General features: G+C 55.2%; 12 protein-coding genes. 11 read left to right on the forward strand and 1 reads right to left on the reverse strand.

Translation table 11 applies throughout. The annotated features are described in order from the left end of the window. The 8 genes from IEY52_RS26625 to IEY52_RS06745 form a co-directional block, all read left to right on the forward strand. Nucleotides 1-496: LLM class flavin-dependent oxidoreductase (locus IEY52_RS26625; RefSeq protein WP_229684660.1), on the forward strand; the 496-nt coding region annotated here is incomplete at its 5' end. A gap of 247 nt (nucleotides 497-743) precedes the next feature. Further along, nucleotides 744-1715 (forward strand): aliphatic sulfonate ABC transporter substrate-binding protein, encoded by a 972-nt coding sequence (locus tag IEY52_RS06715; protein ID WP_189001647.1) that lies wholly within the window; start codon nucleotides 744-746, stop codon nucleotides 1713-1715. Continuing rightward, nucleotides 1712-2524, forward strand: a complete 813-nt coding sequence (locus tag IEY52_RS06720; protein WP_189001649.1) for an ABC transporter permease subunit — start codon at nucleotides 1712-1714, stop codon at nucleotides 2522-2524. The genes IEY52_RS06715 and IEY52_RS06720 overlap by 4 nt, the downstream gene beginning before the upstream one ends. After that, a complete protein-coding gene (locus tag IEY52_RS06725) occupies nucleotides 2503-3255 on the forward strand; it encodes an ABC transporter ATP-binding protein (protein ID WP_229684661.1) in 753 nt (250 codons plus the stop codon). Before IEY52_RS06720 ends, IEY52_RS06725 begins: the two co-directional genes overlap by 22 nt. A gap of 95 nt (nucleotides 3256-3350) precedes the next feature. Then, nucleotides 3351-4925: an MDR family MFS transporter gene (locus IEY52_RS06730; protein ID WP_229684662.1), complete on the forward strand. Its 1575-nt coding sequence runs from the start codon at nucleotides 3351-3353 to the stop codon at nucleotides 4923-4925. A 352-nt stretch (nucleotides 4926-5277) separates the two neighbouring features. Beyond that, a complete protein-coding gene (locus IEY52_RS06735) occupies nucleotides 5278-5646 on the forward strand; it encodes a hypothetical protein (RefSeq protein ID WP_189001653.1) in 369 nt (122 codons plus the stop codon). Nucleotides 5647-5714: 68 nt separating this feature from the next. Next, entirely contained in the window at nucleotides 5715-6047 is a 333-nt protein-coding gene (locus tag IEY52_RS06740) for a hypothetical protein (protein ID WP_189001656.1), read from the forward strand. A 97-nt stretch (nucleotides 6048-6144) separates the two neighbouring features. Further along, on the forward strand, nucleotides 6145-6846 hold the full coding sequence (locus IEY52_RS06745) for a phosphatase PAP2 family protein (RefSeq protein ID WP_189001657.1): 702 nt from the start codon (nucleotides 6145-6147) through the stop codon (nucleotides 6844-6846). 2 nt (nucleotides 6847-6848) lie between these two features. Here the strand turns inward: IEY52_RS06745 and IEY52_RS06750 are convergent, their stop codons facing one another. Continuing rightward, complete coding sequence (locus IEY52_RS06750; protein ID WP_189001658.1) at nucleotides 6849-7682, reverse strand: GNAT family N-acetyltransferase; 834 nt, start codon at nucleotides 7680-7682, stop codon at nucleotides 6849-6851. 507 nt (nucleotides 7683-8189) lie between these two features. On the opposite strand from IEY52_RS06750, the gene IEY52_RS06755 reads away from it, so the two are divergent. The 3 genes from IEY52_RS06755 (at nucleotide 8190) to IEY52_RS06765 (ending at nucleotide 12052) form a co-directional block, all read left to right on the forward strand. Then, nucleotides 8190-10430: a carbohydrate binding domain-containing protein gene (locus IEY52_RS06755; protein WP_189001659.1), complete on the forward strand. Its 2241-nt coding sequence runs from the start codon at nucleotides 8190-8192 to the stop codon at nucleotides 10428-10430. Between the two features lie 325 nt (nucleotides 10431-10755). Then, nucleotides 10756-11775 carry a LacI family DNA-binding transcriptional regulator gene (locus IEY52_RS06760; protein WP_189001660.1) on the forward strand — a complete coding sequence of 340 codons (1020 nt, stop codon included), beginning with the start codon at nucleotides 10756-10758 and terminating at the stop codon, nucleotides 11773-11775. 133 nt (nucleotides 11776-11908) lie between these two features. Then, nucleotides 11909-12052 (forward strand): hypothetical protein, encoded by a 144-nt coding sequence (locus tag IEY52_RS06765; RefSeq protein ID WP_189001661.1) that lies wholly within the window; start codon nucleotides 11909-11911, stop codon nucleotides 12050-12052. The last annotated feature ends 50 nt before the right edge of the window (nucleotides 12053-12102 follow it).

A 12102-nucleotide genomic window follows, 5' to 3' on the forward strand; every position in this document is an offset into this window, starting at 1 on the left:
GAAGATCGAACGGGTGGCCGAGCAGGCCGCGCTGCTGGGCAGAAAAGTCCGTTTCGGTGTCCGTGCTCACATCATCGTGCGGGAAACCGAAGAGGAAGCCTGGCAGGAAGCAGACCGCCTGATTGACCGCCTTGATGACGAAACCGTCAAGAAAGCCCAGCAACACCTGTCTTCTACGGGCTCTACAGGCCAGCAGAGAATGCTGGCCCTGCATGGTGGCAACAAAGACAACCTGAAAATCTACAAAAACCTGTGGGCTGGCATCGGACTGGTGCGTGCAGGAGCAGGAACCGCTTTCGTGGGCAACCCCGAGAACGTCGCAGCCCTGATCCGTGAATACCAGGACATCGGCGTGGACACCTTTATCCTGTCGGGTTACCCTCACCTGGAAGAAGCCTACCGCACAGCAGAACTGCTGTTCCCCGCCATTGGCAAATCCCAGACCGGCGTTCTGCAGGTCAAATCCGCAGAAAAACGGCTGGCTGTGTCCTTCTGACCTGAGTCGGACCTTTTTCTTCACCCCTTCCCTCACACATCATCGTTCTCCTTCCACGTTGGAAATCGTCGGATCAAAACACGGGGACCCAGTCAAGAAACGGGTTCACGTGGGGAGGTGTTGCCTGTACCAAGTTCCCTACTTCAGGCCTGCACCCTCGTCAAGTGCAGGCCCTCATTTAAGAGACGTTCTCAAGAAAGACACCAACAGAAACACCAACAGAAAAACTGTCCTGAAAGGATTTGAAATGAAGAAAGCATTCCTCACTGCAATTGCTGTCCTCTCCCTTGGCTCTGTGGCCCAGGCTGAAGACATTGTGTTCCGCATTGGCTACCAGAAAGGGGGCATCTTCACCGCCCTGAAATCCCTGGGCTGGCTGGATGAGTCCGTCAAATATGGCATCAAATTTGAATGGTACCTGTTTCCCGCTGGACCGCAACTGCTGGAAGCCCAACGTGCCGGAGCTGTGGACTTCGGATCCACGGGAGACACCCCCAGCATCTTTGCGCTGGCTGCAGGCACCCCCCTCAAATACGTGGGCATCACCAAAAACCCCAGTCCCCACACCAGTGCCATTCTGGTGAGCAAAGCTTCTCCCATCAAAAGCACCAAGGACCTGAAGGGCAAGAAAGTGGCCTTGCAGCGCGGATCAAGCGCCCACTATTTCACGCAATTGGCCCTCAAGGAAGCAGGGTTGGACCTCAATGACATTGAAGTGGTGAACCTGCCCCCGGCAGAAGCCCGTGGCGCTCTGGAAAGTGGTGCCGTAGATGCCTGGACCATCTGGGACCCCTTCTACGCCATTGCTGAAGCAGGCAACAACGTGCGGGTCATTCGAGACAACTACAAACTGACCGATGGGGTGGGCTACTGGATCACTGTGGACCGGGTGCTGAAAGACGCAGGCAAGAAAAAAGCGCTGAGCTACCTGCTGGCAGAACTGAAGCGCACCGCCGACTGGGCCAACAACAACCCCGACAAACTGGTGGACCTCTGGAACGAAGAACTGGGCATCCCCAGAGATGTGCTGAAAGTGGTGGTCAAGCGTGCCTTGCCCTACCGCATCCAGCCTTTCCCGGAAAAACAGTTGGCTTACCTGCAGAAAGAATCAGATGCCTTCTTTGAACTGGGCGTGATTCCCAACAAAACCAAATTCATCACGGATTTCATTGGCAAAGTGCCCTTCACCAAATCTGGATTAAAGGCGGTTAAAAAATGACCATCACCCGCAGCATTCCCCAGAGCAACACCCGCCAGAAGCGCAGCTTCAAGTTCAATGCCACCGAATTGTGGCGCTGGATGCTTCCCATCACCCTGCTGGTGGTGTGGCAGATCAGCTCCAATGCGGGCTGGCTCAGTGCCCAGATCCTCCCTGCACCGACTGCAGTCTTTGGAGCCCTCGAAGAACTGATCCGCAACGGCAAGTTGTGGGAACACTTCGCCATCTCCATCCAGCGTGCTTTGCTGGGTGTGTTCCTGGGCTTCGCCACCGGGTTCACCCTCGGTCTGCTGGTGGGCATCAACCGCTTCCTGTCGGTGTTGCTGGACAGCACCCTGCAGATGGTGCGCAACATTCCCCACCTGGCCCTGGTCCCACTGGTGATCATGTGGTTTGGCATCGGAGAGACCGGGAAGATCTTCCTGATCGCCCTGGGCACTTTCTTCCCCATCTACCTCAACACCGTGCACGGCATCCGGGGCATTGATCCCAAGCTGCTGGAAATGGCCAGAGTTTACGGTCTGACCGGACAGCAGACCTTCTGGCGTGTGATTCTGCCCGGTGCCCTCCCTGGAATTCTGGTGGGTTTGCGTTACTCCCTGGGGATTGCCTGGCTGTCTCTGGTGGTCAGCGAGTCCATTGCTGCCAACGCTGGCATCGGACACCTCGCCATGGACGCCCGTGAATTCATGCGCACCGACATTGTGGTGCTGGTGATCCTGATCTACGCCGCACTGGGCAAATGGGCCGACAGCACGGTGCGCATTCTGGAAAGGAGGCTGCTGCCATGGCATCCGAACCTCAAGTGACCCTGCATCTGGAACACATCGGCAAGCGCTTCGGTGCACGTGAAGTCCTCAGGAACATCAACCTGACCGTCAAAGAAGGCGAACTGGTGGCCCTGATCGGAGCCAGTGGAGGAGGGAAGACCACCCTCCTGAGGGTGATCGCCGGACTCGAAGAGATCAGCAGCGGCAAACTGACCCTGGATACCGCAAACGGTCAGGCCCCCAGAACCCGCGTGGTGTTTCAGGAAGACCGCCTGCTCCCCTGGCTGAATGTGATCAACAACGTCACCCTGGGACTGCCCAAAAACACCCACCCTTACGCTTATCACATCCTGGAAAGTGTGGGACTCTCAGAAAGAACCGGAGACTGGCCCAGCCAGCTTTCCGGAGGACAGAGACAGCGGGTTTCCCTGGCACGTGCCCTCACCCACAAGCCCCACCTGCTTTTGCTGGACGAGCCTTTCGGGGCACTGGACGCCCTGACCAGAGGCGAAATGCAGAAACTGCTGGAAGACCTCTGGAACACCCACAAGTTCACTGCCGTGCTGGTCACCCACGACATCGAGGAAGCCCTGCAACTGGCAGACCGGGTGATCGTGCTCAGGGACGGAGAAATCGCCCGCGAAGTGACCGTGGATTTGCCCCGCCCCAGAAAACGCAGCGATCCCCACCTGTGGGAACTGGCCGAAAGCCTGGAACGCGAACTCCACCAGCCCGAACTGAACCTCTCTGGCGAAGTTGCTGCAAGCTGACCCCCTTGAACCCATGGCACATCTGAAAGGCGGAGAACCTGGGTTCTTCGCCTTTTTCGATGTCCTTTTTCCATGTCACATCCATGAAAGGCACCATGACCCATCTGATTTCTTCCATTTCTGCCCCTACGATGCTCACCCCTCTGCAGAAACGTTGGGCTTTTGCCGGGGTGTTGCTGGTGTTGTTTCTGGCTTCCCTGAACCTGACGGTGGTGGGAACAGCCCTCCCCAGGGTGGTTTCTGAACTGGGAGGCATCCAGCTGTATTCCTGGGCTTTTACAGGGTATTTTCTGAGCAGCACGCTGGTGATTGCCATCAGTGGCCGCATCAGCGACATTTATGGCCGCAAGAAGCTGGTGTTGCTGGGCATTGTCATTTTCGCTTTTGGAAGCACCCTGCTTTCCCTCTCGCCAGACATGCTCACCCTCATTGCCCTCAGGGCCGTGCAGGGTGTGGGAGGAGGTCTTCTCATCTCGATGTCCTTTGCCACCATTGCAGACATTTTTGATCCACTGGAACGGGGGAAATACCAGGGTTTCACCACTTCGGTGTTTGGGTTTTCCAGTGTGGTGGGTCCCCTGATTGGTGGCCTGATCACCGATCATCTGGGCTGGAGGTACGTGTTTCTGGTCAATTTGCCTTTTGCGTTGCTGGCTTTCCTGTTCATCCAGAAGCACTTGCAGGGGGCGTATGTGCCCCTAAGAGCCACCATTGATCACCTGGGAAATGTTTTGCTGGGCACCACCACCCTCAGTTTGCTGCTGGGGCTCACCTTTGTGGGACTCAAAACCTCCTGGACTTCGCCCGAGGCCCTGGTTTGCTTTGGGATTTTTGGGATTTCACTGATCTGGTTTGTCTTGTGGGAAAGAAAATTCCCCAGTCCGGTCATCAATCTGAAGCTGTTTCAAAACCGCACGGTGTTGCTTTCCAACCTGGCGGGTTTTCTGACCATTGCCACCATGCAGGCCTGCATCATGTATTTGCCCCTTTACATGCAAGGGGTGAAGGCCACAGGAGCCACCCTCTCTGGCCTGCTGCTCACCCCCCTGATGGTCGGTCAGGTTGGGACCAGTGCCCTCTCTGGGATTCTGGTGTCCAGAACAGGCAGTTACAAACCGTATGTGCTGGGAGGGGCATGGCTCAGTGCTGTTGCACTGGCCTGCACCGCCACCATCAACCAGAACACCCCGGTCTGGCATGTGCTGTTTTACATGGTGCTGCTGGGGATGGGCATTGGTCCGGTGATGTCCCTGCTCACCCTGGCGGTGCAAAATGCTGTGTCCAGAGAAGACCTGGGCATGGCCACCAGCCTGAACCAGTTTTTCCGGCAACTGGGAGGAACCATTTTTGTGACCATCCTGGGGGTGTTCCTGAATCAGGACCTGTCTTTGCACCTGCTGGATCACCTGCCCAGAGACGTACAGGACCTGCCACCACAGGTGGTGGCCAGCATCCAGAATCCCAATGCCCTCAGCAACCCGGCCCTGATGTCCCGTCTGCACCAGGAGCTCCTGCAGCTGGGAGGTCCAGAGCTGGCCAGCAAGGTGCTCTCGGGTTTGCGAGAAATGCTGGCCGGGGCAGTGCATAGCATTTCTCTGGCGACATTTGTGCTGGGGGTTCTGGCCGTGGTGGTGCTGTGGAAATTGCCCCACACCCGGCTGAAATCCTGAAGTGCCAGCTGCATTGCTTCACAAATCCACAACTTGTCCAGCCTGCCCGAACATTTTGTTCTGAGTGCAGCAAAAGCTGTCTAAAAAAACAAAGCCTGCCTTCAGTTCAAAAGAATGTTACACACTGTTAAAGGGTACATTTTTCATTTGAATCCAGTATCATTAATTTACCTAACTGTAGCTGTGTGACGCACCCATCCTGTCAATCCAGAGGTTTTTCCAGAGGGCATCTCCCTCTGAACCTTCATGGCATTGATCAGGGTGTTGCGTTCGCATCTTGCCCATTCAGCCCCCACCCCTGCACAGGTCATTTCGTTGTCACAGGTGCACCCACAAGGAGGTGTAGGACCGCATGCACAGTACAAATCTGCCCAGTGTTTACTCCGCGCCCAGGTTCATCAACCAGCGCAAAGGCCAGAGGCCAGAAGCCTGCAAGGTGCAGGTGTTTGCAGATCCAGACTGCAATCAGGTCAGGGTGGTCTTTCATGCCAGAAACCACCGCACCCTGCGCACCGAGCCGCATGTGCTGGTCAACGCTTTTTACCGGGAGGTGCTGTTCCGCATGCTGGGGCCTGCAAGTGTGGTGCAGTGGTTTTGCTGCCTGGATGGTCACACCCAGCAAACCATCCAACTGGCAGGACTGCCCGGAGGGTACACCCAGGGACAGGTCGCACACAACCTGAACCTGAATGCCCGTTCTGCACGGGTGGCCACAGGTTGATGTTCAGAACACAATCCATGAAAGGGAGTGCAAACTCCCTTTCTTTTGCAGCAAGAGCGAGGAAGAGCATGCTGGAAACCTTCAATCCCAGAAACTGGCGGCAACTGGTGGAGCAGGATTACCAATCCAGATTGCAATTTTTTGATTCCAGAGGTGTGGTGTTCCAGTGGCTGGACGTGCTGGATGAGGTGGTTTACTCAGAAGGTCCTCTGACAGCAGGGCAGCGTCTGGCCTCGCGCTTTCCGCCCCACACCTTCCGGGCGGTGTTGAAAGCAGGCATTGGCACCGAGATGGAGGTTTTTCCACTGGGTCCTTACTCTGCCATTCACATGTTGCTGGACCAGGTGGCAGATTTGCTGACCCTGGCTGGTTTGCGGGTCCCAGAATTGCCTTATGATTGACCGCTGGGCTTGAGACAGCGTTTAGCCAGGGTTCAGCAATGCGCAAGAAGCAGAACTTGTCACAGTTTTTGCTGGATTCTGCTTTCACACTGCTAACATGATCAACTGGACGTTACAGGCACTCAAACTTCACTGGAAAATCCTGATCTTCTGGTTGCTGGGCATCTTGCTTCCCCTGCTGGGGGTGGGGCTCATCGCCGAGGATCTGCTGGACAAAACCCCATTCAAATTTGATGAACCTTTCATGCGCTGGGTGCATGGGTTTTCTTCCCCTGTGCTGGATGCTGTGGCCATCACCCTGGGCATTGTGGGCAGCGTGAAGGTGATCGGACCCATCAGTGTTCTGATTTGCATTTTTGCGTTGCAACACCGTCAGGCTTATGGGATTTATTTTCTGCTTTCCACCCTGGGAGCAGGACTGCTCAATGTGATCCTCAAACTGCTTTTCAACCGGGACAGGCCCCACCTGTGGGACTGGCTGGTCAATGAACCTGCAGCCAGTTTCCCCAGCGGGCACTCCATGTATTCAGCAGCGCTGGCTGCTGCATTGACCGCCTTGCTGTGGCACACCCGTTACCGCTGGCACATGCTGATTTTCGGGGTGCTGTTTGCGCTGTCGGTGGGACTCAGCCGCATTTACCTGGGGGTGCATTATCCCACCGATGTGCTGTCTGGCTGGGCGGGTGGGGTGGCCTGGTCCCTGGCCCTCTGGAAAATTCTGAAGAGCCGCAGGCGCACCAACCCAGAAGGACCCGTGCAAACCCCTGCAGCATCTTCCAGTTCTTCCCAGCAGGTTTGAGGTCAGTTTTGCGTCTGAGGATTCTGCAGCACCATTTCAAATTGCTGCAGGTTTGAAGGTTGCCATCCCAGCTTTTCGGCCAGTGGGCGAATCAAGGTTTCAGGAAACACAGGTATGGCCTGCCACTGCTGGATTCCTGTTTTGCTGCTGATGGCTTGCAAGAGTCGGGTGGCCTGCCGCTGGTGTCTGCTTTCTTTGTGGGTCACCAGAGACCTGAGGTACAGCTGCTCTCCTGCCTGTGAAACGATGGCGACACTGTCCTGCAAACGGTAAGCCTGAGCAGTGGGGGGCAGGCTGATCAGCGTGTCAGGGGAGATTTGCCAGGGGAGATCGGGCTCTGTCTGCTCCCTGACAAAGGCCACAGCTTCCTGCAGAGAAAGGGCTTTCAGATCAGCGTGGGCTGTTGGGGACACGCTGCCGGTGTATCCCAGCAGGCTGCGCTGGATTTCAAAACCCAGCTTGTGGTAAAGCTGCAAAGCCCCAACATTGACCTGGAAGCATTCCAGCAGCACCTCGTCCTGCCGTTCCAGGGCGGGTTGCAAGAAGGCCTCGGTGAGTTTTTGCCCGAGACCATGTTTGCGGTGTTCTGGATAAACCCCCAGTCCGGCCAGTCGGGTGCGTCCCACCCTGCGGGCCGTCAGAGAAATTCCTGCGGGTTTGCCGTCCACCAGGGCCACCAGGCTTTCCGAGAGGTCGATGTGTTCGGACCTCAGGCGGTAGGTGAAGGTTTTCAGGTCACTGGGAATGGGCACAAAGTAGCCCTGAAAGGAACCCACAAAGATGTCATTGAGTTGTTCCAGGGTGAACGTTGTGGCTGGGTGCAACGTGAAGGTCATGGGCAGATTCTGACATCTGGAGGGACTGGCTGGCTCTACGCCAAATGCAGGATGGTTTTTGAATGCAGAGAGGTGTAACACCGATCTCTTCAAGCCTTGAGCAAATTTCTTAGTGATTGATTGTTTTGATTCTTTTGAGGTCCATCCATCTGTCACAGGTCTTGTGTGCCGTTACATATGGTGAAAACGCCAATCATCTGAAACCACTTTCATTTACCGGTAAATGGCTAAATCCGGCCGCATGACGGGATTTTTTGTTTTGAGGAAACGCTTGCAGTGGCAAGAAGAATTGTAACGTTTTGAAACAAAAGGCAGGGGGATTGAAAACGCTATCAAATCTGTTTACCATGTGCCCATAGCCAAAATAACTTTACCGCTAAAGGCAACAGCCCTTGGCGATGCTCTCCAAATGTGGGTGAGCCCTGGACAAAAAATTTACCGGTAAAGCAAAGCTGTAATCAGGAAGAGGACCAGCGTGTCTTTGTTCCTGCTTCATGGGAGGATGAAGTGAAAAATCAGTACCGCACCATTCTTGGACTTGGAATCACCCTGTCGCTGATGGCCTGCACCACCACCGTCAAACCCGACAACAACCCCACCATCACCCTGACAGCCACACCCACTGCACTGCCCAAAGGCGGAGGAAAAGTCACCCTGACAGCCACCGCCAACGATGACAAGGGCATCAAGAAAGTGGAATTCTACAATGGTGGAGCAGCTCCCTTTGCCACCGACACCACGGCTCCCTACTCTGTGGACAGCAACATCACTGCAGACACCACCTTCACTGCCAAAGTGTATGACACGGCAAACCATGTGGTGGCCTCTGCTCCCGTGTCTGTGACGGTTTCCACTGCCCTGTGGGAAGACAACTTTGATGGTGCAGCCCTGGATGCCAGCAAATGGGGTTACCAAATTGGCAACGGATTCGGCTCTGGTGCTGGTTACACCCCGGGCTGGGGCAACAACGAACTGGAATACTACACCGACCGTGCCCAGAACGTGTCTGTCAAAGACGGCCATCTGGTCCTGACCGCCATCAAGGAAAACTACAAGGGCGATGCCAACGGCACCCTGCAGGATTTCACCTGGACCTCCGGGCGCATTCGCACCGCTGGCAAGTTCAGCCGCACCTACGGAAAATTTGAAATCCGTGCCAAACTGCCCACCGGACAGGGCCTGTGGCCCGCCATCTGGATGCTGCCCGAAGACCAGCCTGACAACCCTTACGGCACCTGGGCAGCCAACGGTGAAATCGACATCATGGAAGCCTGGGGCAGCAAACCTGACCGGGTGGCCCACACCCTGCACTACGGCGGCATGTGGCCCAACAACGTCTTCTCGGGCAAAGAGTACACCTTCCCCGCTGCAGGCATCAACGAGTGGCACACCTACACCCTGGAGTGGCGCTCCAACGAGATCAAATGGCTGGTCGATGGCGTGGTCACCGCCACCAAGACCCAGTGGTGGAGCTCCAAAGCCACCCCACCCAAAGGAGACGCTGACCTGACCGCATGGCCAGCGCCTTTTGACAAGCCTTTCTACCTGCTGCTGAACCTGGCAGTTGGAGGCAACTTTGACGGAAACCCCACCGATCCTGCCCTCACCAAAGCAGAAATGCTGGTGGATTACGTCAAGGTCTGGGGACTTGAAGACGAGAACCGCGATCCCGGCCCCCGTCCTGACATGGTTTACCCCTGGACCCCCAAACCCCAGCGTCCCCCTCTGGCAGACGGCAACCTGGTTTACAACCCCTCTTTTGACTGGGCCGCCAACGATTCTCACATCACCGACACCACCACTTCCCTGGCTGGCGCAGACAACTCCTACTTCTGGACCTCCTTCAAACTGGGTTCTGAATACACCTTCTCCAATGACAAGGCCCAGGGGAACGCCCTGAAAGTGGACATCACCAATCCTGGTGGCGTGAACTATGCTGTGCAGTTGCGCCAGGACGGCATCACCATCAAGAACCTCAAGAAGTACAAAGTGGAGTTTGATGTGTGGTCTTCTGTGGCCCGTAACATCATGGTCAAAGTGGGTGGCGGAGAGAGCCGTGGCTATGCTGCTTACTCTGGTGAGCAGAACGTGGGCATCGGCACCACCAAAGAACACAAAACCCTGGAATTTGACATGATGGGCACCACCGATGCAGAAGCCCGTCTGGAATTCAACCTGGGCAACGCTGGAGCCAACCAGGTCTGGATTGACAATGTGTCGGTCAAAGAAGTGGGAGATGTGGATGTCAGCATGCGTCCCCCCACCGCCGATGGCAACTACATCTACAACGGCAACTTCTCTGAAGAATCTCCCGCTGTGGACGGCATTCCTGGCATCAACAATACCGATTACTGGTCCTTCTACCAGCAGGACAACAACCCCGTCAATGTCTCTGTTGAAGGCGGAGAAATCAAGCTGGCTGTGAACACCGTGAACTCTGGTCAATACTGGTTCATCCAGCTCAACCAGAAGAATGTGCCCATCGTGAAAGACCAGAAATACAGACTGACTTTCAAAGCCCACTCTTCTGATGCCCGCAAAGTGGAAGTGGTGGTTGGGGACGATGGTGCGCCTTACGCCCGCTACCTCAACCAGCAAGTGGACATCACCAGCGATGCCAAGACCTACTCTTACGAGTTCACTGGACCCCAGACCAACAACAAAGCCATTTTGCAGATTCTGGGTGCCACTGGCGCAGGCAGCTACGACCTCTACTTCGATGACTTCCGTCTGGAAAAGATCAACTGATCCCCGTTTGACTTCAAAAGTGTGATGCCAGACCCGAGACCCTGCAAGTCTCGGGTTTTTCTTGCCAGAGTTTTTGTGAAGGGGTGTGTTCTTTCAATGTAACATGTTACAGAATGACCTGAGCACAACAGCACATTTTGCCCGTAGCATTTCGGATGGACAGGATTTGCAGCCCAGACCTGACCAGCATGATGGAATTACACCTTTTACTCACCTTGGTTGTGTAAAGTGGCAAATGATGCTATACCGTTAAAGTTACACTTCGCTTACAATTAAGGAAGCCGCCTTTTCTTATTCTGAAACATCCATCCACAGGGGACCCCACATGACCAGACCAGCCATGACGCTCAGTGAAATTGCACGCATCGCAGGCGTATCCAAAATGACCGTTTCCAATGTGATCAATGGCAAGAAGGGGGTTGCTGAAGAAACCCGCCAGCGCATCATGGAAGTCATTCAGGAAACCGGATACATTGCCAACCGTTCGGCCCGCAACCTGGCGTCCGGGCGCACCCGCACCATTGGACTGGTGGTGCCCAAACTGAACTCCAATTACACCCTTTACATTGGTGAAATCCTGCGTGGAGCAGGAGACGCTGCAGACCAGCACCACTGGGATTTGCTGGTTTGCACCACCAGCGACGATGAAGAACGGGAATTCCGACGCATCCAGTCTCTGGCATCTGGACTTGCAGATGGGATTCTGGTGTTGCTGCCCAGAGCAGAGCAGAGCTACCTGTCCCTCTTGCAGGAAACCCACATTCCAGTGATCACCCTGGACCACGGCCTGATCGAAACCCCCCTGCCTTCCATTGATGTGGACAACCACACCGGAGGAAGGCTGGCCACCCAGCATCTGCTGGACCTGGGGCACCGCCGCATTGCTTTCATTGGAGGCACCTATTCGCGGGCACACCTGGAAAGGCTGGATGGTTATCAGGAGGTGCTGAAAGAAAACGGCATTCCCGTAGATTCTGAACTGATTGTGCAGGGGGATTACAGCCAGCCCAGTGGCTTCAAAGCCGCTGAGCACCTTTTCAATTTGCATGACCCACCCACCGCCATTTTTGCCCTCAGTGATGCCATGGCCTTCGGGGTGATGGAATCTGCAGGCCGCAGGGGGCTTCGCATTCCAGATGATTTGTCGGTGGTGGGCTTTGACGACATCCCCATGGCAGGCTGGGTGCACCCACAACTCACCACCATTCGCCAGCCGCTGTATCAACTGGGTGAAACCGCCATCAACCTGATCATTGCCATGACCGATGGAGACGTTCTGCCTGGTCAACGGATGCTGCTCCCGGTGGAGCTGGTGGTCCGGGGATCCACTACAAAGGCCAGATGAAGGCTGCTGGATAAGTGTCATAAATCGTTGCATAATCATTGCAATTCAGGGAATATTTTGGGAGTTTGGGTTTCATTACAAAAACTGAACTGAAGACAACCTGAAAACAACCCTGCACCTGTTAAGTTAAAGCATGGACTGGCTCATCCTCAGTGTGATCATGCTGATCGTCATCATCAGCATCTACCTGCTTTACCGGATCACCAACCCTCCGGAACTCCAAAGACGTCCTTCGGTCCACCAGTTGCGCCAGGAACGCTCACAGACCAAAAAGTAAACCCCAAAAAAACCCCGATTTCGGGGTTTTTTCATGTGCTTGTTGGTTGT

The organism is Deinococcus roseus, from assembly GCF_014646895.1.
In the GTDB taxonomy this organism is placed as follows: Bacteria; Deinococcota; Deinococci; order Deinococcales; family Deinococcaceae; genus Deinococcus_C; species Deinococcus_C roseus.